The organism is Neobacillus sp. YX16 (assembly GCF_030123505.1).
Taxonomy (GTDB): domain Bacteria; phylum Bacillota; class Bacilli; order Bacillales; family Cytobacillaceae; genus Neobacillus.
In genome coordinates this window covers 5,332,164-5,358,864 of the sequence record NZ_CP126115.1, presented here as the reverse complement: position 1 = coordinate 5,358,864, position 26,701 = coordinate 5,332,164, and the positions used below count along the sequence as shown (strand labels likewise).

Genomic DNA, 26,701 nt, shown 5'->3' with positions numbered 1-26,701 from the left:
GTTATGACCTTACTATAAAGGTGGGTGATAATGATTGTCAATTACAATTTTGTGAAAAGTTTTCAATTGTTTAATAGTGTTTATGAAAATGAAGCTTAAATCCTTATCTTGTAGAGGTTTGGTGCACATTTTTAGTGTGTCGAAAAATCATAAAAATAGGATGCCGCAGAATTTTCAAAAAATATGTATTGTCAATCGAGAGAAAATCCATTAATCTTATTGATAATGATAATCAATTACAGTTGGTTAGGGAGTGGACGGAGATGGAACAACACGAATTGTTTGATGTGACGGTTATTGGCGGCGGTCCAGCAGGGCTTTACTCTACTTTTTATAGTGGTTTAAGAGAAATGAAAACCAAGGTGATTGAGTATCAACCGGAGTTAGGCGGTAAAATTCATGTTTATCCGGAAAAAATGATCTGGGATGTTGGCGGCTTAACGCCAATAACGGGAGCTAAATTAATGGAACAGCTCGTTGAGCAGGCATTAACGTTTAGCCCAACAGTTGTCTTGAATGAAAAAGTGGAGTCAATCACACGCAATGAAGAAGGAATTTTTGTCTTAAACGGGTCATCCGGAGAACTTCATTACTCAAAATCCGTAATTGTTGCCATTGGCAGCGGCATTTTGAATCCGCAAAAGCTGGAAATAGAAGGCGCAGAGAGATTTGAAGTCACGAATTTACATTACACGGTAAAATCCTTTAAGCAGTTCAAAGACAAAACAATCATCATTTCTGGCGGCGGGAATTCCGCCGTAGACTGGGCAAATGAGCTAGAGCCAATTGCAAAAAAAGTCTATTTAACCTATAGAAAAGAGGAATTAGGCGGGCATGGACAAGAAGCACAAGCAACAAAGCTTCTTGAAAGCTCTGTGGAATGCTTCTTTCAATCTTCGATCACTAAATTAATCGCTAATGGTGAACGTGATGAAATCGCCACCGTTGAATTAACAAATCACGAAACGGGTGAAGTTTCCTGCCTAGTTGTTGATGATGTGGTGATTAGTCATGGCTATGAACAGGATGCAACCCTATTGGAAAATAGTGAATTGAGTATTGAACGAGTAGATAATTATTATATTGCGGGAAATGCTACGAGCGAATCCTCGATTGAAGGTCTTTATGCTGCGGGAGATATTCTTACGTATGAAGGAAAAATCAACCTGATTGCCGGTGCGTTCCAGGATGCTGCGAACGCTGTAAATAAAGCCAAACAGTTTATTCAGCCTGACGCTGCGAAAGTTGCCATGGTTTCTTCCCATAATGAAATGTTTAAAAAGCGTAATAAGGAATTAGTGAAGCAATTGGTAGGAAAATAGAGTGAAGGCTGCCTTCACTCTATTTTTTTGTATCTTGGAGCGATTTTATCAATCCGGTTAGTCCAAATCCCGCCGCTATAGTTGTCTGGCAGTCTTGTTAAATCATCTTGCGTATCAAAGCCTTCCGACCAGCCGCCATCACCTGCGACAACAATCACCCTTGTATCAACGCTGTCCATCCGATTTAAAAATTTATCTGACCATCCCCAAATCCATGGGGCGATTTTTTCTGGTAGATGCAATTGTGTTTTCTCGCATGCAGAAGGGATATAACCTGTCCACCCAACAGCAATATAAGGAAGAAGACAGCTTTTTAATGTGGCCTTTGACATCACACGAAGATTAGGAATTTCCTCTTTTAGTGTTGCAATGGGCTGGTCTCCGCCGTAAACCGTTAATTGACTTAAGCGTTTTTCAGGCAGTTCATTCAGCACTTCAGCCAGCTGTTTTCCTTCTTCGGGATCATCACTTTTAATATGAATCAAGAAGGAACGGTTTGGAAAATGGTTGAATACTTCATCGAGAGAAGGCATAAGTCCAATCCCTTTTCCTCGAAACGGGTAGGTTTTCCCGTTATCTGCTGTATACCCATAGCCAATATCCAGCTGCTTTAATTCGGCCATTCTAAATTCCTTCGTCGTTCCTTCTGCATTCGTCCGGCATTCCAGCGTCCAGTCATGAAAAACAGCAAATTGACCATCCTTTGTTGGCTTAATATCTAATTCAACAATATCCGCTCCGTTTTCAAATGCCGCTTCCATAGAAGGGATCGTGTTTTCTAGATAGGGGTGCTCAGGCGGGGAAATTCGCTCAGCAGTACATGTGTCGCCCTGAATTCCTTCCATGCTAAAAGTTTGGCCAAGCCCGCGGTGAGCGAGAAGGAAGGGATCACCCTCACGATCCTTCGCAAAAATGGAACTATTGTTGAGAAAGATAAATAAAGACAGTAAGAGTAGAAATATGAATATTCTTTTTAGTATTTTCTTCAGTTTCGTATCCTCCATTGATAGATATTAAAGATAAATGACGTTAACGGGAGCAGAAATGCTTCATTTTTCGTGGCTTTCATGTCTAAGTTAGTGGAACTTCTATTTAAATACAAGATTAGAAGTGAATTTTTTTAGTAAATAAACAGATATCGGCGTTAAATGAAATATATCAGCGAACAACTAAAATCCACAAAAAAACTGATTGGAGTCGCCAATCAGCATTGCGTTACATTCTCTTTTTTACATCTTCCCTAATGGATTCGATAAGAATGTCCGATAAATCAGCTGGCAGCGAGGTACCATCTTTGAAAATCCAGGCATTCATGATTTCCAGATCTGCTTTCTTAAAAGTAATGCTGTAATTCATTTGATCATGGGTAAACTCTGCCGTCACATATTCCTCACTATCAAAATCATCATCAATAATCATGTTTGTAATTTCGTATGTATTCACAATATAATCTCCTTTAAACATTCTATAAAATAGAGTCTACAAAAAGGAATGGTTTATACATACTAAGTATGACCAAATCAGACACTGTCGACCCAGTGGGGACAGTGGTGAGTATTTTTTCAAAAAGTGAGAAAGAAAGCTTTTTGGATTTGCCCGAGCCAGCTTTGGTTCTTTTAAAGCTCGAGCTGTGCTTTTAGTTCTTGTTGAATTCGCTGTTTTTCTTTTGGAGATACGATACCGTAGTAGATTTCATTAATTAATTTTCCTTCTGATTTTATTTCCATTTGCTGAATGTTTTTCTCTACACCTTTATAGTTTCTTTGGATGTTAACCATTTGTTCAAAGGTTAAATTTGTTTTGACATTGTTACCAACAGCTGAAAAAATACCCGATAAATTAGTTAGACTAGTTATACTAGCGCCTTCTTTGATAATTCCTTGAATTACTTGACGCTGCCTTAATTGGCGTCCGAAGTCACCTCTAGGGTCCTGATACCTCATTCTTGAGAATATCAAGGCTTTTTCTCCGTTTAGGTGAATTTCTCCTAGCGGAAAATGAACATCTGACTCGGTGAAATCAAGGTCATTGTTTACAGTTACCCCACCAACTGCGTCAACAACCTCCTTAAACCCATCCAAATTAATCTTGATATAATAGTGGTATATCTAGGAAATCTTCGACAGTATCTATTGCCATAGGAACTTTTCCAAATGCATAAGCATGATTTATTTTATCGTCCATCCCTTTCCCAATAATCTCGGTTCGTGTATCTCGTGGAATACTCAGCATTTTTATAGAATTTTTTTCAGGATTTACCGCCAACACAATCATTGTGTCAGAACGGCCGCTGTCACCTTCACGTTCATCAACACCTAGAATCAACACGGAAAAGGGATCCTTCTGTTCTAACGTAATAGGTACTTCACGTTTATCGGACTGTTTACGTTCAATCGGCTGGTGTATGGTTACCATCGCTTGATTAAAAGACTTATAAACACTAAAACCATAGATACCTCCTGTTATAAGCAGTAACAAAAGCACTATTCCTGATACTTTAAGCCATAGTCGATTTTTCTTATGTTGGTTTCTCATTATACCCTCCCATGAAAAATTGAATAATCTTCTTCTATCTCCATTAGACGTATAAGATGGAATAATGTTTCAGGAGTCTAGGGTTACCTTAAGTGAAGTAAAATATGCCTTGGAGTAGATAGAATGTCTGTTGAAAAGTGCTCGTAACAATACCGTATTTTTCTACCGTTAATGTTAATTTATCATAAAATATCCAATTTCAGGATAGATTATATATTTGGAAAGACGTATAAATCCATGAAAGAAGGCGGTTGAGAAGGATGAATGACAGATGGAGGATATTGGTTGAGCAATTCGAAGGAAGTGGATATTCTCCGCATGATGTGCAGCGGATGGTAATGCTATACGAGTCTATGAAGGAACAAGACGAAAAATTGAAAGACTCTTTTGAACAAGAAGAAAACGAGGAAGCCCCTTTCTAAAATGAAAGGGGCCATTTTTTTATTTGGCTTTTTTTTAAATCATAATCTTCCCTATTGCATAATTCACCATAGGATTCTTTTGAAAAACCATTATAATAGAATCTAATTGTTACTATAGTAATAGATAAGGAAAATAAAAGGTGAGATGGGGTTGGGAGATTTTGAAAAGGTTATTTGCAATATTTCTAGTAATACAGTTGGTTCTTATTAATACAGCGGTATATGCTCAAGAACAGCAGAAAGCAAGCGCGCCTAAGCCAAAAATAAATATGAACGCAAAAAGTATGAGTGCCAAAATTTCAGTAGATGGAAAACCTCGGCAATCACGGGTGATAGAGGCTGATTTTAATGATCCCTCCACTTACCCGCTGATGGGTGAAGGAGAATTTGTAGATTATTTATTTGATAGTTATGCAACGTATCAATATTTTTATTTTATGAACGTTACGGATGATGATTATGATTCTGATTTGATGAATGTGCAACTGTATTACGGATCAGAAGATGCATATATAAAAGATCGAATTTTTACCGTTGAGTTTTTTAAAGAAGAGAGCAATAGGTTGAATTTTTTGGGATATATAGAAATTGACACCTATGGAAGCACAGAAGGGTTTATTAATTCAGCTATTCCAAAGGCTGATTTCACAAATGAAGCTTATATTTATATGAGAGCAGGAGTTTCAGATTCTATTTATAGTGAGTATTTTTCAGATACCATAACTTTTAAGGTAGCAAATCCTTTTTACTCCACGACTCCCCCATTAAAAGATGATAAATATGCTGTGATTAGCAATGAATCTATTGACGCGGAATTCACACAGCCAACAGGTACGTTTAATCTGAGGAATATGAAGTATACCTTTGATAAGAATCTAGAACCAAGTGCCTATCGGGTGGATGTGAATAAGCCCTTTGACGCAGCAGGTAATAGAAGCAAACTTATCCGAAAAAGTCAAAAATCTATCATGCCGTCTTATCGTGTAGGTGATACGAAGTATTTTTGGGTTACAGATATTACTACAGATGGAAGCTATGAGCTCAGTGCAAGATTAGCATATAGCGGAACGAAAGCAAATGTCTGGGTTGGGGATTATGAAATTAGCGATTATGAAGCGCAACAAATCGGTCAAGAATTTGATTCGAAAATCTATTCCACTGTAACGTCCAATTTCGGCCGAGAATCTGATATAAATGGCGATGGGAAAATTAATATATTAACCTACGATATCCAGGATGGTTTTAATGGAAGCGGCGGATTTGTTGGCGGTTATTTCTGGTCTGGAGATTTATATAATGTCCCAAGCTCAAACCAATCAGAAATTTTCTATATCGATACTTATCCATCTATGGGAACCGGTAGTCAGAAGGATTTATCAAGCGCTTATGAAACGTTGGCCCATGAGTTTCAGCATATGGTGAATTTTAATCAAAATGCATTAATTGAAGGCAATGATAGTGATATGGATATATGGTTAGATGAAGGGCTATCGATGGCTGCAGAACAAATCTATACTGGTAAGGGTCTAAGTGACCGTTTAAATTATTATAATAGCTCTTCTGCTATACAAAACGGGCATTCTCTCCTGTATTGGGATTATTATGGCGATATGCTATCCAATTATTCCTTGTCGTATTTGTTTGCACAGTATATTAAAATTCAAACCAACCAAGGAAACCGTATTTTTAAAGAAATTATGAATGATCAAAACAATAATTATCGTGCCGTGGAAAATGTGGCTAAAAAGTATATAAATCCCAATATGACCTTTGGTAAATTAATGACCAACTTTAGAATTGCCCTATTATTAAAATTACCAACAGGTTTATATGGATTTAAAGGTGATCCATTTTTTAATGGATTAGAAAAGAAAATTTTTTCTGGTAATTCTTTAAACCTTCGTGGCGGGGGTTCTGTCGTAACGACTTATTCTTCGAAGGAAGGCTGGAGCATACCTTCGAATAAGGGGGCAGATATTACCTACACAAGTTTGAATATGGATGGTGGGACAGGTGGATTAGATGTTACGCCACCGGCAGCTCCAGCTTTGAATCTTGTTTCTGATCAACATATCGCCATCACGGGTACAGTAGAAGCGAATGCGATTGTTTATGCCAAGGTAGATCAAACTGAAATTGGAAGGTCTTCCTCGAGTGAGAGTGGAGCTTTCAGCATCGATATGGAGAAGCAAAAAGCTGGTATACTCATTCAGGTTTATGCGGTCGACCAAGCAGGGAATGTTAGTCCATCAGGAAACGCGAAGGTTCAAGACAAAACCGCCCCGACAACCCCGGTTGTGGGCGAGATAACCGATGCAGATTCTTCGATAACGGGACAAGCAGAGCCGGGGTCACTGGTTGAAGTAAAAAGAAATAGTTCGTTAATTGCAAGTGGAACGGTAGAACCGGATGGTGTATTTAGTGTGGCATTTCCTATTCAGGCTTCTGGAACGAAGCTGGACATCACAGCTGCCGATAAAGCAGGAAATGTAAGTGAGAAAGTTACAATGGTGGTAAATAAGCTGAACGCACCTAAACAGCCAACAGTTACATTGGTAACGGACCATGAAAAAGTCCTAATAGGTGTCGCCGAGCCTGAAACAACTGTTATTGCTAAGGTCTCCGGGAAAGAAATAGGCAAGGGAAATAGTGATGGAAATGGAAAGTTCTCAATTTCTATTCCTAAGCAAAATTCAGGGGCAATAGTTGAGATTTTTGCAATAGATAAGACAGGAAATGCTAGTTCATCAGAAACCGTGACTGTTACGAAAAAACTGCAAAAGGCAATTGGTGAGACAAGGTATACAACTGCAACAAATGTTTCACAAATGGGATGGGAGAGAGCGGATACTGTTCTGTTGGTGAATGGTCGTGCTATTGTTGATGGGTTAACAGCCACACCCCTTGCTGCAGCGAAAAATGCGCCGATTTTATTAACCACAACTGATTCAGTACCAATTGAAACATTTGCTGAAATAGCCCGGCTAAAGGCCAAGGAAATTATATTAATTGGTGGAACAGGAGTCATTTCAACTAAAGTCGAAACCGCGTTAACCGCGAAGGGGTACCAGGTTTCAAGAATTGGAGGATTAACCCGACACAATACCTCACTATTAATTGCTAGGGAACTTGATAAATTAATTGATGTTAACACCATTTATATGGCATATGGATGGGGAGAACCGGATGCCCTTTCAATTGCGGCACAGGCAGGTCAGATGAAACAGCCAATCATTTTGACAGACAAAACGACTGTTCCTTCTGAGACCCTAACCTGGCTCAAAAATGAATCGCTGGATAATGCTTATTTTATTGGTGGCAGCGGAGTAATCGCATCTTCAATCATTAGTGAAATTAATAAAATAAGTACCAAAAATGTAGCGAACAATCGAATTAGTGGATTGAATCGACAAGAGACTAATGCAAATGTTATCCGTACCTTTTATACAGGATTGGAATTACCTTCGATTCTAATAGCTAAGTCTGAAACTGAAAATCTAGTAGATGCCCTATCAGCAGGACCATTAGCAGCCAAATTAAAATCTCCTGTACTTTTGGTTTCCTATCTTGGATTATTCGATCAACAAAAACAAGTGCTTTCGGACAAACAGTCTAAATATGTTCACCAAATTGGTGGAGGCGTTAATTCAAACGCAATCAATGAAGTTGTTAAATAACCAACATCCTATTGGCTTCATATAAATTAAGGAAACATAGCAAAAGAAAAAGCTGATTGGACCATCCAATCAGCTTTATTTTCTAATAAAAAGGACAATTCGCATCGACGTCCACCCCAGACGGACAGACATAGTTATTTGTCCACGAACAGTGCCTGTCACCGTATTAAGGGAAGTAAATGTCCAGGTGGTTTTCATGGTTTCTTAATGTGTAATAGTTTTGAAAGTCTGTGTTTATGCTGGGATGTGGATAGTCTTTTATATCAATCTTAACGAGCGTTCCATTTATTTTTGTAAAGATTAGGGCAGTCTCTGTTACTTGGATGCTTTGAAAATGAAAACCATCACGCTTGACCATCATGTCATCATCCTGATAATAGTTTAGGGTCACTTGGCGATTTTGATAATTTGACAGAGCCGATAAAGAGTTTAGTTGTTTTTCCATACCCTTAGTACATACCCTCCACAACCGCATTGGTCGATAAATTTCATTTCAATTCTGCTCCCGAAGTAAGATAATAATGCTTCTGCTAAATAGTCATCAGGATTCCCGAAAGAAGCGGGAGTCACGAGGTTTACATAGAACCCCTTATCTGTATCCTCGACTGCCTGTATGGCATCCGTAATTACCAACTCCATGTCGCCAATATATTCCTCATGTTCAAGTGATAATGACCAATTCTTATCCAATCCAATCACCTCTTATCCTTATTTTAGTATGAAGAACGAAGGTGAGAGGTGATAGGAATCACAATCAGTCATGAAAACTCAACTCAAGTTACAAGTAAAATGGTATATTATTATGGTAGAAAAATATGAAAGTGGTTATGATATGAAAAATTCATTGAAAGATATCGGACTAATTTTGATTGGTGCCTTTCTATTTGCAGTCGGTGTTAATTATTTTACGATTCCCAATACCCTTTCTGAGGGCGGTATTTTGGGGATTACCATCATTACCCATTACCTGTTCCACTGGTCTCCTGGGGTTGTGAACTTTGTATTAAATGCGGCACTCTTAGTAATAGGGTACAAGTATTTTGAAAAAAGAACGATGGTTTACACGATTATTTCGATTGCTGCCAGCTCCGGTTTTCTTTTTTTAACAGAAGACATTGGTAAACAGCTAACAGAGGACACCTTTTTAGCGGCCATCTTTGCTGGATTATTGGTGGGTGTGGGCCTGGGCTTGATTTTTCGAACGGGCGGTACGTCAGGTGGTTCAACGATCTTAGCTAGGCTCACCAACCAATGGCTAGGCTGGAGCATTGGGAAAGGCATGCTTATTTTTGATATTGTGGTCGTGGCTGGATCCGTATTTATCATTGGCGTGGAAAAAACAATGTATACCTTGTTGGTCGTATTCATTGGGGCAAAGGTGATTGATTTCATCGTAGAAGGATTAGATGAAAAAGTAGCGGTTTTGATTATCTCTCATTCACCCGAAATGGTACTAGATAACATTATGAGTAAAATGTCTAGAGGGATTACGGTTCTTGAAGGGCGCGGTGGTTTTTCCGGCCAGAATAAAGATGTGCTTTATCTCGTCATCAACAAACAAGAAATTGTTCAGCTAAAAAGCGTCATCAACAGCATTGATAAAAATGCTTACGTGACACTGCATAATGTGCACGAAATGATGGGGAAGGGATATAAGGCGTCATAAGAAAATGGGAATATGAAACAAGCAGGCTCCTCTTATATAAGAGGAGCTATATATATAGGTTTACCGGAATAGTCAATTTCATTTTTTTGCTAGTAAAAAGCTTTACAATGTATTCTTGATATAAGCTTACTAAAATAAAGGAGTGTGAGACCAAACATGAAACCAAAAATATACATAACGCGGAAGCTGCCAAATCTCGTTGTTGATAAACTGAAAAATGCATTTGATGTGAGAATGTGGGAAAAAGAAGAGGAACCGGTACCTAGAGAAATTTTAGAAAAAGAAATACAAGAAGTAGAGGGGCTCTACTGTTTGTTAACCGAATCCATTGACAGAGACCTTCTCAATCTTGCACACAGGTTGAAAATTGTTAGTAATATGGCAGTTGGCTATAACAATATCGACGTAGCTGCTGCAACAGAAAAAGGAATTATGGTTACCAACACACCCGGAGTATTAACGGAGACAATGGCGGATCTAACCTTTGCGCTGCTTATGGCGAGCGCTAGAAGGTTGGTCGAATCTTCTGATTACTTACGCGCGGGAAGCTGGAAAACATGGTCGCCAATGCAATTAACCGGTCAGGATATTTATGGAGCCACCTTGGGAATCTTCGGATTAGGCAGAATTGGTGAGGCTTTAGCGAAAAGGGCGCGCGGATTTGACATGAATCTTCTCTATCATAACCGTTCACGAAAGCCTGATGTCGAGGAGCAGCTTGGTATACAGTACGTAAGTAAAGAAGCCTTACTTCGGGAATCCGATTTTGTATGTGTGTTGACCCCTTATACGCAAGAAACGGTAAATTATATTGGTGCTAAAGAGTTATCAATCATGAAACCAAATGCGATCTTGATTAATTCCGCTCGCGGGGGGATTGTGAATGAAGAAGCCCTCTATCATGCTTTAAAGAGGGGACAGATTTGGGGTGCCGGCTTAGATGTATTTGAAGAAGAGCCGGTAGGTACAGACCACCCATTGCTTAGTCTTCCAAATGTTGTGGCACTGCCGCATATTGGAAGTGCGAGTTATAATACCAGATTGAAAATGGCGTTACTCGCTGCAGAAAATTTAATTCAAGGATTACAGGGGAATACCCCGAAAAATTTAGTAAATTAACCTATTAAGCAGGACACCATGAAAATAGTTAAAAAAGGTTAGGATTCTCCTAACCTTTTACTATTATTTTTCTAATAGCCATTTCGTGACGGTTTTTGCTTCCACTTCAGATAATTGCCCGCCTGGCATCATGCCGACACCATCGTTTAGTAACTTCAGTATTTCTTCTTCCGAATACTTACTTCCCATGTTTATAATTGGAGGTCCGGCAGCACCTTCCAAATTTTCTCCATGGCAGGATAAACAGCTGAATTTATATAGACCCTCACCATCTGTAGGTCTCTTTGCGTTAGCAGTATTGGAAGAGCAGCCTGCTAGTACGAGTAATGCTAAGGCGATAACAATCCAAAGGCGCTTCATATATGTTCCTCCTATACAATCGTAATCATTAATGAAAGAATACTGGATAAAACTAAAAATTTTCTTAAATGGAGATGGTTATGTAGAATGAATGATATGTTATCAGGAAGGCGGGATAGTTTTGCAGGATATTAAAAAAATTGGTGAGAGATTCTGGTATATGACTCCCGTTTCCGAGACTGATCGTCCAATTCTCGGAATGGTTGTGGGAGAGGCGAAAACGTTAATGATTGACGCGGGTAACTCAGAAGATCACGCCTTGACCTTTCTTAGCGAGCTTTCAAAAAGACAGGTAGCTAAAGCAGATATGGTTGTGTTAACACATTGGCATTGGGATCATATCTTTGGACTTTCAGCCTTAGGGCTTCTTTCTATTTCTTCAGACTTAACGAAATTTGAAATGAAAAAGTTAATTCCTCTTTCCTGGTCTGATGAGGCGTTAGAGGAAAGAGTAAAAGCGGGTACTGAGATTGAATTTTGTGCGACTGCGATTAAGAAGGAGTATGTGGGGGAACGAGATATTAAGATTGTTTTACCTGTTATTACTTTTGAAAAACGTATCGAAATTGACCTAGGTGGTTTAACATGTGTAGTTCAGCATGTAGGCGGGGACCATGCTGCTGACTCAGTAGTCGTTTATATAGTTGAGGAAAAGATACTATTTTTAGGTGATTGCATCTATTCTGACATCTTTGCAAAGAAAAAGAACCTTACCGTTCAAGGAACACTTGCCTTGCTGGAAAAATTAGAAGCTTTTGATGCAGATACCTATGTGCTTTCCCATGGGCGGGCAATCTCGAAAGAGGAGTATATGCAAGAAGTCGGTTTGTTAAGAGCGATTGCAAATTACACTGTTAAAAATAATGGTGATAAACTCCGCATAACGGAAGCATATCAAAAACAAGTTAAAAGGGACCTTAATGAAGACGAGCTCGAAGTCATAGAAGACTTCGTAAATGGTTATCAAGACTAGGTTCAGTAAAGGATGAAAACACTGGCGGATAGGCCAGAAATACTAGCGGATGGCAGGAAATACTAGCGGATGGCAGGAAATACTGGCGGATGGCAGAAAATACTGGCGGATAGCAGAAAATACTAGCGGATGGCATGAAGAAACGCCTAAAAACTCCCAGGTACCCCCGGGAGTTTGGTCAGCTCTGAATTTTCTCTTTTAAATCAAGGAGATACTTCCGCCATTGCCCTGCAAGCTCCTCCACACCCAATATCTTATCTATCACTTCAACAGACGGAGATCGGTCATGGAAGTAGAGATGATGGACGGAGGAAACAGTGATTTGCTCAGGATGTGAAAACAGCTTTTTTATATGAGAATCCGCTGTGATTTTCCCTTCCTCCAGCACCCTGAAGAAATACCCCGTATATCCTGTTTCGATAATTCTTTTTAAAAGAAGGTTGTTTTTATTGCGTTTATTGATGGTGGAGCAGGGATAGCGCCCTTGAGATACCTGCAGGACAGCATTTCCAATCTGAAAAACATCGCCAATACAAACCTGGTCTTCCTTCATGCCTAAAGCAGTCAGATTTTCTCCAAAGGCAGAAGGGGTTAATTTGCGGTCAAAAACACTTTCCCAATGAGCATAATGTTCGAAGGGATAGACACAGACGACTCGATCTGAACCGCCATGGTACTCAGGGTTCGCCACCTGATCGCCCTTTATCTGATCAAAGCCCACCAAAAGCTCATCACTTTGGTCCTTCCAAATTCCGGACACATAGGCTTCATCCTTATAGACACTCTCTTTAGGCAAACCCCTGCTTAAATAAATAATCTCTCTATTTTGCAATGCTCTCTTCGCCTCCTTGGTATTTATTTTACTACAAGATTTAAGCGAAAGGCTCTGTTAAACTTGGCTGTTGATTTGCGCTCCACTAAGGAAAGCTTCTTTGAATATTCACCGCAGTGACAGGCGGTCTTGCCTGTCACGAGGCGCTTCGCTTTCCGCAGGCGGTTCTTCGGGAAGCCTCATCGGCGCTAAAGCGCCCTGTCCCTTCCTCCTGCAGGACTTTGAATTACTTCCGCGAATCTGCCCACGCACGAAGAAAATGCGTAGCATTTTCGAGGAGTCTCGCGCCTTCCGCACAAATCAACAGAGTGCCAAAATCTATTATAAGCTTTAACATAGCCAAACAAAAAACTAGAAGAAACCCTCGGCTGAGGATTTCTTCTAGTTTATGATAGGCTAAAGACTCGCTGCGTGATGGTTGGTAAAATAATTTCGATGGTGGTACCTTCATTTATTTCACTTTCAATCGTTAATTCTCCGTTATGGCTTTCAATTATTTTAAAACACGTCATCAGCCCGAGGCCCGTTCCTTTTTCTTTTGTTGTATAAAATGGTTCACCGAGTGTCGGAATCCGTTCTTTTGGAATGCCAATGCCCTGATCGATAATCTGGATAGAAATTTTTCCTTCTTCCTTTTCCTTTACCTTCACATCAATGTTTCCGCCGCTAGGCATAGCTTCTATAGCATTTTTTAGAAGATTTAAAAAGACCTGCTTTAATTGGTTTTCCTCACAGCTGATCCTGGGTAATTCACATTCAAATTCAACGAAAATTTGAACGTTGTTTAGAATAGATTGTGTATTAATTAAGGTGACAACATCTTTAATTAGTTCCTTGATATCTTTCTCCGCAAAAACAGCAGCCGTGGGTTTTGCGAGCACGAGGAATTCGCCAACTATGTCATTGATACGATCAAGCTCAGATAACACAATATCATAATATTCCTTTCGATGCTGTTCGGTTTTAAATAGCTGAATGAACCCTTTAATTGAGGTAAGAGGGTTGCGGATTTCATGGGCAATGCCAGCAGCCATTTGACCGAGAAGTGCCAATTTTTCAGATTTTTGCAGGAGTTGTTCCGTTTGTTCTTTTCTTTCCGTGACATCTCTCCCGATTGACAGAACCGCTTCTTTTCCTTCAAACGTTATGTGCATAGAGGCGCTTTCAAAGACAAATACAGTACCGTCTAATCTTTTAAATTTGTATTCAATATTGTTTAAAGGATGGGTTTCCTTTTTTACTTGTTTCATCCGTTCGTTCAGGCGTTCTGTATATTCTGGAAAAAGGTAATTTTTAATAGAGGTATCAATTATATCTTCCTTACTCTTAGCACCAATCGTCGTTACGGCTTCCTTATTGACATAGATAATCTTATTATCTTGGTGAATGATTACGGCCCTTGGCAAAGAATCTAACAACTGTTTATAGCTTTCTTCACTAGCTCGAGCCTTTTTTCCAAAGAAACGTGCCCGGTCATATTGCCACCCAACCAGCCAGGCAATCACTGTGAAAATAAGAAAGTCTACTGTAAAGAAACGTTCATGCTCCACGATGGTTTGAAAGCTAGAAAAAAGTACCGATATTAACACTAACGTAATTTGGCCTAATATTTTCATCTGTTTCCTCTAATCATCTGAATTTGCTATTATCATATCATGAATTGGTAGAATGATAATAGGGAAATATTACTATAGGATATTTACAAGTCTGTAATAGAAAAAAGCCTAGCTTTTGCTGGCTTTTGTTTTTCTATGTGACAAAATTTACTGGTGCTCGAGCATTAAGCTTGTGCCATTTTTTGATACAAGTTTAAGATTGATTGTCCATAGGTGGTACCTGGTACAGCCCATTTTCCGTTTAAAGCGGTCCATGTTGTGGCAGACCCTCTATTTACAAGATGAAAACGGGGATCTACCAACGGGTATCGATTTGGTAACGGTGCAGTTGTTGCATAGGCATATAAATGCTGGAATTGTGCAAGAACACCATCTTGAGGTGTCTTAAAGGAAGCGCCTCGAGCACCACCGCCGGTAGCTCCGATTCCAGCGAAGTTATTTTGCCCATTCCTTACATCCCCTGTAAACCGAAAATAGTCTGTTTCGAGCGTGGCTTGTGCAAAAGCAACGTCTCCTCTAATTCCATAATACTCGCCAATTGTTTTATAAGAACTTCCGAGTTGTGGTGCATTGGGATTTATCTTTCTCACATATTGATTCATTTGTTCTGCGGTGAGCAAGGTTGGTCCTAGTATAGAGGATGGATTTTGTTGATTCGCGGAGGGGCTGGGGGGCTGGCTTGGACTTGCTGTATCTGTTGGTGTTACTGTTGGACTAGACATTGATCTGAAATCAGAATATGGACTTGAGCTTTGGTTTTCCGCTGCAATGAAGGCAGTAATTCCAGTCGATTTATTAATTTCTGTTACTCGATTTTCAGCATTTACCCTGCTGGAAAAGGAACCTGCCTGTACCCGGTACCAGGTTTCACCAGAGATGGTTGTTGGTACGATAAAGGATTGAATACCTTTTGAAAGCAGGAAGGCTACGCGCTCTTGTGCATTTTCTCTTAATTTGAAAGATCCGGCAAATACTTTGTACATTTCATCTCCTCCATTATTACGTTTCTCCCTATATTATGAGGAGAAGAGGGGGATGTCGACGGACATCAGCCTGTATAAACAGAAAACCCCCGGATGGAGGTTCCCTTTAAGTCCCGCTTTTTACGGTCCCTTTTATTTGAAACTTTTTTTGCTGCTGCATTAAGAAGAAGAAGACACCGAGGAGAACGAGCATTCCGCCGGCTATTTGCCAGTTGGCAAGTTGTTCACCGAGCATCAAAACTGCTAATATCGTTGCACCTACAGGTTCTCCTAAAATACTCATTGAAATGGTGGTCGCATTGACATAGTTTAAGAGCCAGTTATTGATGATATGGCTGATTGTTGGAACGGTAGCAAGTAAAAGGAATATTCCCCATTCCTTGGCTGGATAACCGCCAAAATCAACACTTGTACTTAGGTTATAGATTGATAGAATAATCGTTGCAATGAAAAACACACAAAAGCTATAAATCCAGTGGGATACTTTTTTCACAATGCTTTGGCCAATCATTAAGTAGCCAACTACCGCGATGACGCTTAAAAAGGAAAGGATATCCCCGAGGATGGCGTCCTGACTTAAAGCAAAATCACCCCAGCCAATCATCATCGCCCCAATAATCGCAATTCCCATTGTCATCAGTGCGGAAGGAGTGGTGCGTTCCTTAAATAGGAAGTAACCGCCGACCAGGGAGACAATTGGCTGAAGCGCGAGGATAATCGTTGAACTTGCAACGGTTGTTAATTTTAACGAACCGAACCAAAGGACAAAATGTAATGCTAAAAAGAGACCTGAAAAAAATAAAAAGATCCAATCTGTGCTTGTTATTTTTTTAAATTCTTCACGGTTCTTCCAAACGATTGGAAGCATTAAAAGACTTGCAAACATCATACGGTACATACTTAAAATCGAAGCAGGTGCATCTGACCATTTTACAAAGATTGCAGAAAATGATATCGCAATAATCGAAATGGTGAGCGGTAAGACAATAGAGCGGGAATTATCTTGCTGGTTCATTTCTTTCCTCTTTTCTACCATATATGGGTGATGCTTTTTTTAGTGAAATAAATCTAAATAATCTTATCATAAATGTGGTTCCCAGACACTAACAAAACTCTCCAGTTCCATACAAAAAACGTCAAGCCCTTTTTATTGAATAAGGGTTGACGTTTTTTCCTATCTTTAGTTATTAGAATATAGCTCTTCGGCACGATTTCCCTTCAGTTCCAATGAGTTCATGAACCGTTCGATGCGTTTTACCGCTTCTTGAAGCTGTTCCAAAGAAGTGGCATAGGAGCATCTTACATAGCCTTCGCCACTCTCGCCAAAGGCACTTCCCGGAACGACGGCTACCTTTTCAGCTAGTAAAAGCTCTTCTGCGAATTGTTCAGAGGTCATGCCGGTACTTTTAATAGAAGGAAAGACATAGAATGCACCGCCTGGAGTATGGCATTCCAACCCGATGTTGTTTAATGATTGGACAATGTAATTCCGTCTTCTGCGGTAGCTTCTTCTCATACTTTCTACTTCGTGATACGTATTTCGTAACGCCTCAATGGCACCATGCTGAAGCATATGTGGTGCGCACATGGTTGTATATTGTAAAATTTTTACCATTTGTTCTGTAAATGATGATGGGGCTGCTAAGAAACCCAGCCGCCAGCCAGTCATCGCAAATCCTTTCGAGAAGCCGTTGATTAAAATGGTTCGTTCATACATACCTTCAATGGAGGCGAAGCTAGTATATTCTTCATCATAGGTTAATTCTGCATAGATTTCATCAGAAACGACTAGCAGGTCATGCTTTTCGATAACAGCAGCAAGTTTTGTAAGTTCTTCCTTGTTCAAATATGTACCAGTCGGATTATTTGGAGAACACAGCAGGATTGCTTTCGTTCGACTGGTAATTGCGTTTTCGATTTGTTCCGGTGTCAGCTTAAAACCATTGCTGTGGTGTGTTGAAACCGGAATCGGTTTTCCACCTGCCAAGGTGACTAAAGGTGCATAAGAAACGAAAGCAGGTTCAATAATTAATACTTCGTCTCCTGGGTTTAATATCGCACGGAAGGTTAGGTCAATCGCCTGGCTTGCACCCGCGGTCACGATTACTTGGTCGACAGGATTGTACTGCACACCAAATCGCCTATATAAGTAGGCTGATATTTCCTGTCTTAGTTCTAGTAAACCGGGATTGGCCGTATAGGAAGTATAGCCTTCTTCTAAAGAGAGGATGGCTGCTTCCCGAATGCTCCACGGGGTAATAAAGTCCGGCTCGCCGACACCTAAAGAAATGACTCCTTTAATGGAAGCTGCCAGGTCAAAGAACTTCCTTATTCCAGATGGTTTAAGTTCTTTCACCATATCCGATAAATAGTGTTGATGTTCTTTCATCATGGTGATACCACCATCCGGTGGTCTTTGTCATTGCTTTCGCCAAAGATGACGCCATCATGTTTGTATTTTTTCAACATGAAATGCGTGGTGGTAGAAATAACATTATCGATCGTTGACAGCTTTTCGGATACAAAGCTAGCGATTTCACCCATTGTTTTTCCTTCAATGGTTATCGATAAATCATAGGCTCCGGACATAAGATAGAGAGAGGTCACCTCAGGAAAGCGGTAAATTCTTTCCGCTACTTCATCGAAACCAACCCCTCGTTTAGGTGTCACCTTAACATCAATCATCGCAACAATGTTTTCCTTGCCAGCCACCTTACTCCAATCAATCAAAGCCGGATAACTCACAATGATCTTCTCATCCTCTAACTTCTTAATGACCGCCGTAACATCCTCCACACTCAAATTCACCATCAACGCAATATCAGCTACAGAAATCCGATGATTCTCCTCGAGAATCGATAGTACCTCTAACTCCTCACCAGACAACCTCATACAATATCCTCCTCAAAACGTTCAAATTTAATATTACTATAATACAGCATAGTTAGAATAAATAAAATATTTTCTGTTGGATTGTGCCTGTCACCGCTCGTGGACAAATTAGCATTTTTGTCCGTGTGGGGTGGACAGTGTTGAAGATGCATTTCTTCGAAATGCAGAATACATGGTCTTGTCCTGGGAATAGAATGATGGAGGGAGGAGTATGGCTACTAAATTTAGTGGGTAGATATTGAATATATTGGGGTGAAAACCATGAAAAATTACTCCATATTTTTTTTTCTTATTGTGTTAGTCTTGCTCTTTTTAGCTGGATGCAGTGATGATGAAGAGGAGATTGTTGTATCAGGGGGTGGCAATGGAACTCCACCGCCTGTTGTTAACTATTCTAATGATCAACCAAAGGTGGAAGACCCTACAAAGATTCCTGTCATTGAAGTTCCTAGGGAAGGAGGGCCGGCACCAGGAGAACCTTTTCCTCAAGGGGACAATTCAAGTGGTTTAAATGAGGATGCTGATCAGAACGCTGTTATTTTCCTGATGGAGGAGTATCTTGTTAATTTTGAAAAAGCAGTAAATGATGGGGCGTTCGTCTATATTTCACACCTGCTTGATCCTGAAAGCCAGTTGTACGAGGAGCAAATCGATTATGTGTTAGACATGTACGAAAGGCAAATCACAGAGAAAATCATCCAATACCAAATTGGAACCCCAGTTAAATCAGGAGAAGATACCTACGAAGTCACCGTCCAAGAGGCCTATTCCATTCATTATGGAAAAGAAGGAAGAGAAGAAATCAAAAACTTCAAGAACACCTACACTGTGGTACGGTTTGATGCCTCCGTATGGCTGATAAATGACCTAATCGTCACCGTCGTAGAATAGATGGGTGCCTCCGAAGATGGTGCCTGTCACCACTCGTGGACAAATCACCGCTTTTGTCCGTGTGAGGTGGACAGTTAGTGTGTATTGTTCTTTATTACTAAAGGGTTTTTGGCAAATGCATATGCTGAGCCGAAAATCCTTTTTCCATCTTTCTGCTTAATTATCTAAATTGATTTGTTTGGATTGTTTTGATTTGAAGAGTGCTGCCAGCCCTAAAGCAGCCAAGATACCGATAAGATCAATTCCTATATCAAACAATCTGCCGCCACGGCTAAAATATAATTGAAGAAATTCAGTTAGAGCGGCAAAGGAGGCAGTCATAATCAGAATGATGGGTATCGATCTCAATTTCATCAATACTAGTAAAGTAAGAATATGAAAAGCTACTATATGACCGAGTTTTTGAATTATCAAGCTTTGACTAATGTTAGAAGGGAATGGGGAAAGGAATTCAGAAAACATTGGCTGATTATCCCATTGAAAACTTAGCACACCAAAGTGGATTAAATCATGAAAGCTGGCGGTACAAGTAAAGGTTAAAATGGCCACACACCATACGAAAATAACAAAACTTCGCAATTTGTTCACTCCCCCCTTTTCACCACAGTTCGGGCGGTAACAGGAGGATTCATACATAAATGCATAAATGGTATAATTTGCATAAACGGTGACAGGCACCGCTAGGGGGTTGAATAATGAAGGTTGTAGCGTTAGAAAAAGATAGGGTTCATGACTTTGTAGCTTATTGTAAGAAGCATCGGATGGAGTTAGATGACTCTTATTTGTATGATTTTGAATTACGAGATTTTCAGGTTAGTGGGGAAGCCCCTACATATATACTTACAAATCATCAGGGGGAGATCCTAGGAGCTGTATCACTGGTTATGGATGAATATCATAAACTTGGTAAAAGAGCGCGTTTTCGAATCATTCATTCAGAAATCGAAGACATTCTATGCTATCAGCAGCTGCTACAGGCAGTTTTAAAACATACGACCGACCTAGATAAAGTTTTTCTGTTTATTCCAGTTACTAATAAAGTATTGATAGAAATGATTGAGGGCTTGAAATTTTCTTTGGAAAGATATGCGTTTGTCCTTTTGAGGGAGGACCTAAATGTACCTGAAATCAAGCTTCCGGAAGGTTATGAACTAAGGTCTTTTCAGCGGGGACTGGATGAAGAAAATTGGTCAAAGGTACGAAATGCAGCTTTTGCGACTCTTAAAGGTAGTGAAACACCGATTACAACGGAAGGTGTAACAAAACTGCTGAACGATGATGATTACCTTGAAGGGGGTATGATGCTCCTGTTCCATCAGGGGAAACCTGTAGGAGTGATTAGAGGAGCGGATGATGAATATGAAAATGACCCTATCATGAATATAGGACCGGTTGCGGTCACCCCTGAGTACCAAGGACGCGGCTTAGGAAGAATCCTGCTGAGGGCTGCCTTGCAGTTTGCCAAAGAAAAAGGTTATAAACGAACAATCCTTAGTGTGAACGGGGAGAATGAGCGGGCACAGGCTCTATATATACAGGAAGGTTTTAAACAGATAGAGGCCGTTGTCTGTTACCAATATTTTTTATAAATGATCAATGTAAGTTTCGTATAGGCGTTTTTTCTAATAAATAGTTGGAAAAAATGCCTTTTTTTGATGCAAAATAATAATTTTTAAGTAAAACCAGTTTTATACCTATTTATATTTATTTATTTTATTACGTTCCATATACGCTAAAGTTCCATATGCTTTATTAATAAGGGGTGAAATGTAATGAAAAAAGACCAATTTGACGCTGAAACACTAAAGCACATTAGGAGCAGACTGGATACTGTTTATGCAATTGCCAAGAAAAATTACAATGACAACCCTGAATTGATGGACACAATCGAGAGTTTAGCTCAAATAGCCATTATGTTTACGAATATTAAACTACAAGAGGTTAATGATCAGGACGAAACCGCAAGCCCTCAGGGGTACATCCTTTCAAAATTGTCACACTCGTATTCTAGAATGACAGAGTATGAAAAACAAAAAGTAAAAGACTTTCCAAAATGGAAACTGTAATCTGCCTGTTTAAGCAGGCGCAGCCATAGAGAAGTGCAAACCTGCACTTCTCTTTATTTTTGTGCCTCGAAAACTATCACAGGCAGCAAAGTGTCCACCCTAGGAGGACATTTGTACATTAGTGGAGACAGGCACCGAAAGGGCACTGAATAATGTTTATTTTAGTAAGGTTGGAAAATAATGATAGGTATAGATGATTTTTTTTTCTTGGTGGAAGGGGCGTTTTGATGTGGATTAGTGATTTTTCGATTAGGCGGCCGATTTTTACTCTTGTTACGATGTTTTTTGTTTTGATTATGGGAGGTGTTTCCCTTTTTAATATACCGATGAAGCTGATTCCGGAGATTAATCCCCCAGTAGGAGTGGTGGTTACTACTTATCCAGGTGCTAGTCCTGAGGAGGTGGTTGAGAAGGTAACGAAGCCTTTAGAAGAAAATCTGGCCACACTGCCTGGGATTAAAACCATGACCTCCACCTCCCGGGAAGGTGCGAATTTCATTTTAATGCAATTTTCCTGGGCGACGGATATTGATGAAATTCAAAATGAAGTTCTCCAGCGCCTTGATATGACACCGCTTTCTGATGATGTTGGCAAACCGCGGTTCTTGAAGTTTGACCCTGCCATGTTTCCGATTATCCAGCTGTCACTGCGTTCTGAAAAGGATGAAACGTCATTAAGGGAGCTAGCGGAACAATTGAAGCTCGAGCTAGCCAAGGTTGTCGGGGTGGCGAGTGTTAACCTTTCAGGTGCCTCCGCTCAAGAGGTAAGAGTTGAACTGGATCAAGAACAGCTGAAGAGACTTCAACTAAGTCAATCGGATATTGTTGACCTCATCAAAGCCAATCATATCTCGATGCCGGGTGATACGATTTTAACAGAAGGGAAGGAGCTTACAACCAGAATCATCAGCTCCATTCGTTCTCTTGAAACCCTTAAGGGTCTTACCGTAGGCGCCAATCCATTAACGGGTGAAAAAATAAAGCTTCAGGATATCAGCACTGTTGAATTAACGAAACTGGATGACCATACAATTACGAGGATGAATCAAAAACCATCGGTGCTTCTCAGTGTGCTGCAACAATCAGATTCCAATACGGCGGCGGTTTCGAAGGAGTTTCTTAAACAGCTGGACAAGCTTCTGGAAAAAGAAAAGTACAAAGGAATTGAATCAGAAATCCTTTTTGACCAAGGGGAATTTATCCAGATGGCTATCGGAAATATATCTACTTCTCTGCTCGTAGGCGGGGCATTGGCGATGGCGGTATTGTTCTTATTTTTAAAAAATATAAAAAGCCCGCTTATTATCGGAATTGCGATTCCGTATTCGGTTATTGTTACGTTTGTTCTGATGTACTTTGCAGATTTCACCTTAAACATTATGACTCTGGGGGGACTTGCGCTTGGAATCGGAATGCTGGTCGATAATTCGATTGTGGTCATTGAAAATATATACCGTCATCTTTCGATGGGAAAAGAACCAATTGTGGCAGCAAAGGACGGAACGAAAGAGGTAGGAGCGGCCATCACTGCGTCGACTTTAACCACAGTATCCGTTTTTATACCCGTGGTCTTTATTACCGGATTGATTGGGGAGTTATTTACTGAATTCGCACTGACGATTTCTTTTAGTTTATTCGCGTCACTGGTGGTGGCTTTGACAGTGGTGCCGATGCTTGCGAGCAGGCTATTAAAAGCACCAAAAAAGAGTTATATAAATAGGCGGCATAAAAACAGCTGGATAAAAAGAATTGATAAAGGTGTGCGCTGGTCACTTCAGCACCGTGGCGCAGTTATCATCATCACCCTCGTCTGTCTTGGTATTAGCATTTTTGGCTTGACGACAGTAGGAACACAATTTTTGCCGAGCACAGATGAGGGATTCTTTAGTGTTCGGATTAAGCTTGAAAATGGGGCTGCATTAACAGAAACCGAAAAGGTTGTTGCAGCCCTTGAGGACCAATTGAAAAAGGAACAAGAGGTCGATACCTTCGTAAGTTTAATTGGCACCACTCAAGAAGGGACCTTCAGGGGTACAATGAATGCCAATGAGGGTGAGCTTTATATTAAAATGAAGGAATTGGAGAAGCGGGAACGGACGACCTTCAAATTTGTTGATGATGTAAAAGACAAGTTAGTGAAGGGCGCCGTGGCAGCGAATCCGACTGCGGAGCTATCCTTTATTATGCAGTCCTCAACGGGATCTAGTCCGCATATACTTTCTTTTAGTGTTAGAGATACGAATCCAGAAAGACTAACCCAGTCTGTCGATACAATTTTTAATCGGTTGAAAAACTTAAAAGAAGTGAATGAATTAACCACGGATTTGATGGAAAGAGTGGATGAAATTCAGATAAGTGTGGACCGGGAGGATGCATTGAGAAATGGCTTAGTCCCTGCTCAGATTGCAAGGATTGTGAATGATGTGACTCGTGGTTCTAGGGCCGCGCAGATGGTTTCTGAAACTGGTGAAATTCGCAGTATTTTTGTTCAGTATGACCGGAAGATAACGAGTAATCTGGAACACCTCAAAGGTCTCCTGGTGAAAAAACCAAAAGGAGGATATGTGACCTTGGGTGAGGTTTCAAAGTTTGAAGTGAAAACCGGGCCCGTTGATATTCAAAGAATCAACCAGCAGGGTGCGGTGCAGTTTACCTTGAAATATAAAACAACCACTAATTTAGGTGCGATATCAAAGAAGATCGAGCAGGAGATTGACTCTCTTCACCTTCCAGAGGAGTCGGAGATTGTTTTTAGCGGTGAGAAGGAATTGCTTGATTCGTCCATCAATGAGTTGATCCTAGCGGTTATTCTTGCGGTTGTGTTTATCTATATTGTAATGGCTGCACAATTTGAATCTCTCAAGTACCCGTTTGTGATTATGTTTAGCGTGCCGTTAATGGTAATTGGAGTGGCACTCGCCTTGACTAGCACGTTGAGCCCTATTAGTCTGACTGTCATCATTGGGGTCATTGTACTCGCCGGTATTGTCGTCAACAATGCCATCGTCATCGTCGATTTTATCAATCAGAAAAAAGAAGGCGGAATGGTCTCCTATGACGCCATTGTAGAATCCGTAAAAGACCGGGCAAGACCAATTTTTATGACATCCCTCACCACCATCCTTGGACTCATCCCACTCGCCCTCGGAATCGGCGAAGGAACCGAAATCAACCAACCCATGGGAATAACCGTCATAGGAGGAATGATCAGTAGCACACTATTAACCCTGTTCGTCATCCCTGTAATGTATAGCATTATTGACCGTGGGAAATAAGTTGGGAATGTGGGAAATGGTGCCTGTCACCACTCGTGGACACTTTCCACCTCAGGCGGACACTTTCCCTCTTATGATAGAGGGAATTCAGATTGAAAGGCTCAGAGTCTTCGACTCTGAGCCTTTCTTTTTAAAAAACTTTATGTGTATTTTGGGTTAATGCCCCTAATTCATAGAGAATTGCAGCGTCACTATTTTCACACCAAAGCTCTTTCACTTTTCCATCTTCAAAAGTAAATATCATGATGCCGGTTTCCTTTACACGCTGATTCGCTGAAGGGATATTGAACCAACCGCCCTTATAGGTCATCCAGCCGGTGTAACGAACGACTAATTTATTTCCTTGCTCAATTAAGTCATCGATCACCCATTTATCATCCTGAAAAACGGAACGATACCATGTCATGAACTCCTTCATCTTTTCTCTAGAGTTATCACCATTTCTAGAGTGATATAAAAAGTCAGGTGTTGTCAGTTCATCTAAAACATCTAATTTACCCCTAGTAAAGTACTCTTGAAACCATCTTTCAGCGGTTACCTTTTTTTCGGTGCCAACCATGTGTTATCCTCCAAAACTTTAATATGTCTTTCTATAAAAGTTTAACCTAAGTAAACGCCTTCTTTCGAGCATTCTTTATCCTCGTCGACTTCATTCAGCTGTTAACACTAATTCAAAGGCAATGCTGGTGCATACAAGGAGTATTCATTGTTGGTACGTTGATATTAAGGGGATTATAGGGGAAATTGTCTAACGATTATCACTCGATAAGGAAGGAAAACATATACTCAAAAAGGAAATAGTAATATGTTCGTTATTAGGAACGTTATGAGGTGATGGCCCAGTGGTTTTCCTTTTTCATTATTTATCGCTTTTAAATATTTTTGATGCCTTCATTACATACTTTGGATTGGAAAATTCATTTGTACAAGAAATGAACCCATTGATGAGCAGAATTTATGAAGCCGAGCCGGCACTTTTTTTGATTACCAAATTGGCATTTTCGCTGTGTCTTTACTTGTTTATTCTTTTTAAAAAGGTACCATCCACCTCCCTTACAAAGGGACTCACTGTCTTTGCCTCTAGCTTCTATACCTTGATATTTTTCCTGCATTGCTTCTGGCTGGCTGCCCAAATGTAAAGGTGCCTTTCCTATCTAAATGGAAGGCACCTTTACATTTGGAGATTTCTAACATTTAGTCTTCATGACAGCCTTGAACACGTATGACACAGCGAACAAGCTTAAATCAATAACTTCGAGGAAATTGTCAGAACAATCACGTTTTACGCAATTAATTTAATATAGAAGCGAAATTTCGCTCTTTTCGCACATTATCAGTCAATTTAAGATTTTTGATTTTTTCTAAAAAAAAGATGCCCCAGGATTCCACTAGGGCACATTTATTCATAAGGCTGGAGGATTTTGTGTTTTAGGAATTTGGCATAATCTCTTGTAATCACAAGGCTATCTACTGGACCGCCGCAGGTAGAGATTCCGTCAGCAAACTGCAGGTATTTGATTGTGGTTTCTACAATGAATTCCGCAAAGTTGATGGCATCCTTTAGAGGCATTAGCTTAAAATTCAGGGTAGTGTCCCTTAGAAGTCTACTAATTGGCTCTGTTTCTCCGAGCCAGTTGGCAGAATAGGTAATAAGTGTTTTGGGTTCATGAAAATTCTTACGTATAATAGAGTTTTTACTCACGAGGAATACATATGGAATATCATGATCGAACCCAGCTAAATAAAAGGCTGCCTTATTGTGACTGTATTCGTAGAATAGGTAATCTTTTAATTTCTCAGCGATTTCCGGTATGGAATCTGTCTTTTTCACCTGTTTCATATCAAAGATGTACAGAAAATCTGCAACAGTCTTTCCCTCCATTAGGGCAACTCCGCAGAATGAAACACCTACGGTTGAATTCCTTATAAGGAGAAGCTTTTGGGCATAATCAGAAAAACTAAAGCACTCAACCACTCCATTATCCCGTGTATAGGTGCCTATTAATCTACTATCTGCGGTCATCGCAATTCCTTCTGGAACACAAACTACTGATATGATTGTCATCCGTTTC

General features: G+C 40.1%; 25 protein-coding genes and 1 pseudogene. 11 read left to right on the top strand and 15 right to left on the bottom strand.

Going from position 1 to position 26,701, the window contains the following annotated elements; genetic code table 11:
- Nucleotides 1-263: 263 nt before the first annotated feature.
- Complete coding sequence (locus QNH48_RS26465) at nt 264-1,322, top strand: NAD(P)/FAD-dependent oxidoreductase (protein ID WP_283952660.1); 1,059 nt, start codon at nt 264-266, stop codon at nt 1,320-1,322.
- A 14-nt stretch (nt 1,323-1,336) separates the two neighbouring features.
- Here the strand turns inward: QNH48_RS26465 and QNH48_RS26460 are convergent, their stop codons facing one another.
- From QNH48_RS26460 to QNH48_RS26450, 3 genes and pseudogenes are all read right to left on the bottom strand, one after another.
- Entirely contained in the window at nt 1,337-2,326 is a 990-nt protein-coding gene (locus tag QNH48_RS26460; RefSeq protein WP_283952659.1) for a glycerophosphodiester phosphodiesterase family protein, read from the bottom strand.
- A 211-nt stretch (nt 2,327-2,537) separates the two neighbouring features.
- Nucleotides 2,538-2,765 (bottom strand): hypothetical protein, encoded by a 228-nt coding sequence (locus QNH48_RS26455; protein WP_283952658.1) that lies wholly within the window; start codon nt 2,763-2,765, stop codon nt 2,538-2,540.
- 173 nt (nt 2,766-2,938) lie between these two features.
- Nucleotides 2,939-3,554 (bottom strand): annotated as a pseudogene (locus tag QNH48_RS26450) (LCP family glycopolymer transferase).
- A 563-nt stretch (nt 3,555-4,117) separates the two neighbouring features.
- Here QNH48_RS26450 and QNH48_RS26445 point away from each other — a divergent pair.
- Both QNH48_RS26445 and QNH48_RS26440 read left to right on the top strand, forming a co-directional pair.
- A complete protein-coding gene (locus QNH48_RS26445) occupies nt 4,118-4,279 on the top strand; it encodes a hypothetical protein (protein ID WP_283952657.1) in 162 nt (53 codons plus the stop codon).
- A 161-nt stretch (nt 4,280-4,440) separates the two neighbouring features.
- Nucleotides 4,441-7,956 carry an Ig-like domain-containing protein gene (locus QNH48_RS26440; RefSeq protein ID WP_283952656.1) on the top strand — a complete coding sequence of 1,172 codons (3,516 nt, stop codon included), beginning with the start codon at nt 4,441-4,443 and terminating at the stop codon, nt 7,954-7,956.
- 166 nt (nt 7,957-8,122) lie between these two features.
- On the opposite strand, the gene QNH48_RS26435 is transcribed toward QNH48_RS26440, so the two are convergent.
- Entirely contained in the window at nt 8,123-8,401 is a 279-nt protein-coding gene (locus QNH48_RS26435; RefSeq protein ID WP_283952655.1) for a hypothetical protein, read from the bottom strand.
- A complete protein-coding gene (locus tag QNH48_RS26430; protein ID WP_283952654.1) occupies nt 8,386-8,646 on the bottom strand; it encodes a CGCGG family putative rSAM-modified RiPP protein in 261 nt (86 codons plus the stop codon). Before QNH48_RS26430 ends, QNH48_RS26435 begins: the two co-directional genes overlap by 16 nt.
- 142 nt (nt 8,647-8,788) lie before the next feature.
- Between QNH48_RS26430 and QNH48_RS26425 the strand changes: the two genes are divergently transcribed.
- Both QNH48_RS26425 and QNH48_RS26420 read left to right on the top strand, forming a co-directional pair.
- Nucleotides 8,789-9,622, top strand: coding sequence for a YitT family protein (locus QNH48_RS26425; protein ID WP_283955895.1), 834 nt, complete (start codon nt 8,789-8,791; stop codon nt 9,620-9,622).
- A 156-nt stretch (nt 9,623-9,778) separates the two neighbouring features.
- Nucleotides 9,779-10,741 carry a 2-hydroxyacid dehydrogenase gene (locus QNH48_RS26420; RefSeq protein WP_283952653.1) on the top strand — a complete coding sequence of 321 codons (963 nt, stop codon included), beginning with the start codon at nt 9,779-9,781 and terminating at the stop codon, nt 10,739-10,741.
- A gap of 63 nt (nt 10,742-10,804) precedes the next feature.
- Here QNH48_RS26420 and QNH48_RS26415 read toward each other — a convergent pair whose 3' ends face one another.
- On the bottom strand, nt 10,805-11,101 hold the full coding sequence (locus tag QNH48_RS26415; protein WP_283952652.1) for a c-type cytochrome: 297 nt from the start codon (nt 11,099-11,101) through the stop codon (nt 10,805-10,807).
- A 121-nt stretch (nt 11,102-11,222) separates the two neighbouring features.
- On the opposite strand from QNH48_RS26415, the gene QNH48_RS26410 reads away from it, so the two are divergent.
- Complete coding sequence (locus tag QNH48_RS26410) at nt 11,223-12,074, top strand: MBL fold metallo-hydrolase (protein WP_283955894.1); 852 nt, start codon at nt 11,223-11,225, stop codon at nt 12,072-12,074.
- Between the two features lie 178 nt (nt 12,075-12,252).
- On the opposite strand, the gene QNH48_RS26405 is transcribed toward QNH48_RS26410, so the two are convergent.
- The 6 genes from QNH48_RS26405 to QNH48_RS26380 all read right to left on the bottom strand — a co-directional run bounded on the left by QNH48_RS26405 (nt 12,253) and on the right by QNH48_RS26380 (nt 18,397).
- Entirely contained in the window at nt 12,253-12,906 is a 654-nt protein-coding gene (locus QNH48_RS26405; protein ID WP_283952651.1) for an MOSC domain-containing protein, read from the bottom strand.
- 386 nt (nt 12,907-13,292) lie between these two features.
- Nucleotides 13,293-14,522, bottom strand: coding sequence for an ATP-binding protein (locus tag QNH48_RS26400; protein ID WP_283952650.1), 1,230 nt, complete (start codon nt 14,520-14,522; stop codon nt 13,293-13,295).
- A gap of 164 nt (nt 14,523-14,686) precedes the next feature.
- A complete protein-coding gene (locus QNH48_RS26395) occupies nt 14,687-15,505 on the bottom strand; it encodes an SPOR domain-containing protein (protein WP_283952649.1) in 819 nt (272 codons plus the stop codon).
- Nucleotides 15,506-15,611: 106 nt separating this feature from the next.
- Complete coding sequence (locus QNH48_RS26390) at nt 15,612-16,520, bottom strand: DMT family transporter (protein WP_133368961.1); 909 nt, start codon at nt 16,518-16,520, stop codon at nt 15,612-15,614.
- Between the two features lie 165 nt (nt 16,521-16,685).
- Nucleotides 16,686-17,894 carry an aminotransferase gene (locus tag QNH48_RS26385; RefSeq protein ID WP_283955893.1) on the bottom strand — a complete coding sequence of 403 codons (1,209 nt, stop codon included), beginning with the start codon at nt 17,892-17,894 and terminating at the stop codon, nt 16,686-16,688.
- The gene (locus tag QNH48_RS26380) at nt 17,894-18,397 is read right to left on the bottom strand and encodes an Lrp/AsnC family transcriptional regulator (protein WP_283952648.1); all 504 of its coding nucleotides are present in this window, start codon (nt 18,395-18,397) and stop codon (nt 17,894-17,896) included. The genes QNH48_RS26385 and QNH48_RS26380 overlap by 1 nt, the downstream gene beginning before the upstream one ends.
- A gap of 261 nt (nt 18,398-18,658) precedes the next feature.
- Here QNH48_RS26380 and QNH48_RS26375 point away from each other — a divergent pair, with 261 nt between their 5' ends.
- Complete coding sequence (locus QNH48_RS26375; protein WP_283952647.1) at nt 18,659-19,288, top strand: TcaA NTF2-like domain-containing protein; 630 nt, start codon at nt 18,659-18,661, stop codon at nt 19,286-19,288.
- A gap of 156 nt (nt 19,289-19,444) precedes the next feature.
- Here QNH48_RS26375 and QNH48_RS26370 read toward each other — a convergent pair whose 3' ends face one another.
- A complete protein-coding gene (locus QNH48_RS26370; RefSeq protein ID WP_283952646.1) occupies nt 19,445-19,867 on the bottom strand; it encodes a VanZ family protein in 423 nt (140 codons plus the stop codon).
- A gap of 116 nt (nt 19,868-19,983) precedes the next feature.
- On the opposite strand from QNH48_RS26370, the gene QNH48_RS26365 reads away from it, so the two are divergent.
- The 3 genes from QNH48_RS26365 (at nt 19,984) to QNH48_RS26355 (ending at nt 24,629) form a co-directional block, all read left to right on the top strand.
- The gene (locus QNH48_RS26365) at nt 19,984-20,877 is read left to right on the top strand and encodes a GNAT family N-acetyltransferase (RefSeq protein ID WP_283952645.1); all 894 of its coding nucleotides are present in this window, start codon (nt 19,984-19,986) and stop codon (nt 20,875-20,877) included.
- Nucleotides 20,878-21,060: 183 nt separating this feature from the next.
- On the top strand, nt 21,061-21,354 hold the full coding sequence (locus QNH48_RS26360) for a hypothetical protein (RefSeq protein ID WP_095246553.1): 294 nt from the start codon (nt 21,061-21,063) through the stop codon (nt 21,352-21,354).
- Nucleotides 21,355-21,581: 227 nt separating this feature from the next.
- Complete coding sequence (locus QNH48_RS26355; protein ID WP_283952644.1) at nt 21,582-24,629, top strand: efflux RND transporter permease subunit; 3,048 nt, start codon at nt 21,582-21,584, stop codon at nt 24,627-24,629.
- 130 nt (nt 24,630-24,759) lie between these two features.
- Here QNH48_RS26355 and QNH48_RS26350 read toward each other — a convergent pair whose 3' ends face one another.
- Nucleotides 24,760-25,188 (bottom strand): ester cyclase, encoded by a 429-nt coding sequence (locus QNH48_RS26350; RefSeq protein WP_283952643.1) that lies wholly within the window; start codon nt 25,186-25,188, stop codon nt 24,760-24,762.
- Between the two features lie 283 nt (nt 25,189-25,471).
- On the opposite strand from QNH48_RS26350, the gene QNH48_RS30605 reads away from it, so the two are divergent.
- On the top strand, nt 25,472-25,768 hold the full coding sequence (locus QNH48_RS30605) for a DUF5658 family protein (protein WP_481858441.1): 297 nt from the start codon (nt 25,472-25,474) through the stop codon (nt 25,766-25,768).
- Between the two features lie 260 nt (nt 25,769-26,028).
- Here the strand turns inward: QNH48_RS30605 and QNH48_RS26345 are convergent, their stop codons facing one another.
- Nucleotides 26,029-26,694 carry a hypothetical protein gene (locus tag QNH48_RS26345; protein ID WP_283952642.1) on the bottom strand — a complete coding sequence of 222 codons (666 nt, stop codon included), beginning with the start codon at nt 26,692-26,694 and terminating at the stop codon, nt 26,029-26,031.
- Nucleotides 26,695-26,701: the final 7 nt, after the last annotated feature.

Excerpts from the sequence above, each read along its gene's own strand:
- QNH48_RS26465 (WP_283952660.1), top strand. The coding sequence starts at position 264 with ATGGAACAACACGAATTGTTTGATGTGACGGTTATTGGCGGCGGTCCA.
- QNH48_RS26460 (WP_283952659.1), bottom strand. The coding sequence starts at position 2,326 with ATGGAGGATACGAAACTGAAGAAAATACTAAAAAGAATATTCATATTT.
- QNH48_RS26445 (WP_283952657.1), top strand. The coding sequence starts at position 4,118 with ATGAATGACAGATGGAGGATATTGGTTGAGCAATTCGAAGGAAGTGGA.
- QNH48_RS26435 (WP_283952655.1), bottom strand. The coding sequence starts at position 8,401 with ATGGAAAAACAACTAAACTCTTTATCGGCTCTGTCAAATTATCAAAAT.
- QNH48_RS26425 (WP_283955895.1), top strand. The coding sequence starts at position 8,789 with ATGAAAAATTCATTGAAAGATATCGGACTAATTTTGATTGGTGCCTTT.
- QNH48_RS26420 (WP_283952653.1), top strand. The coding sequence starts at position 9,779 with ATGAAACCAAAAATATACATAACGCGGAAGCTGCCAAATCTCGTTGTT.
- QNH48_RS26415 (WP_283952652.1), bottom strand. The coding sequence starts at position 11,101 with ATGAAGCGCCTTTGGATTGTTATCGCCTTAGCATTACTCGTACTAGCA.
- QNH48_RS26400 (WP_283952650.1), bottom strand. The coding sequence starts at position 14,522 with ATGAAAATATTAGGCCAAATTACGTTAGTGTTAATATCGGTACTTTTT.
- QNH48_RS26395 (WP_283952649.1), bottom strand. The coding sequence starts at position 15,505 with ATGTACAAAGTATTTGCCGGATCTTTCAAATTAAGAGAAAATGCACAA.
- QNH48_RS26390 (WP_133368961.1), bottom strand. The coding sequence starts at position 16,520 with ATGAACCAGCAAGATAATTCCCGCTCTATTGTCTTACCGCTCACCATT.
- QNH48_RS26385 (WP_283955893.1), bottom strand. The coding sequence starts at position 17,894 with ATGAAAGAACATCAACACTATTTATCGGATATGGTGAAAGAACTTAAA.
- QNH48_RS26380 (WP_283952648.1), bottom strand. The coding sequence starts at position 18,397 with ATGAGGTTGTCTGGTGAGGAGTTAGAGGTACTATCGATTCTCGAGGAG.
- QNH48_RS26375 (WP_283952647.1), top strand. The coding sequence starts at position 18,659 with ATGAAAAATTACTCCATATTTTTTTTTCTTATTGTGTTAGTCTTGCTC.
- QNH48_RS26365 (WP_283952645.1), top strand. The coding sequence starts at position 19,984 with ATGAAGGTTGTAGCGTTAGAAAAAGATAGGGTTCATGACTTTGTAGCT.
- QNH48_RS26360 (WP_095246553.1), top strand. The coding sequence starts at position 21,061 with ATGAAAAAAGACCAATTTGACGCTGAAACACTAAAGCACATTAGGAGC.
- QNH48_RS26355 (WP_283952644.1), top strand. The coding sequence starts at position 21,582 with ATGTGGATTAGTGATTTTTCGATTAGGCGGCCGATTTTTACTCTTGTT.
- QNH48_RS26350 (WP_283952643.1), bottom strand. The coding sequence starts at position 25,188 with ATGGTTGGCACCGAAAAAAAGGTAACCGCTGAAAGATGGTTTCAAGAG.
- QNH48_RS26345 (WP_283952642.1), bottom strand. The coding sequence starts at position 26,694 with ATGACAATCATATCAGTAGTTTGTGTTCCAGAAGGAATTGCGATGACC.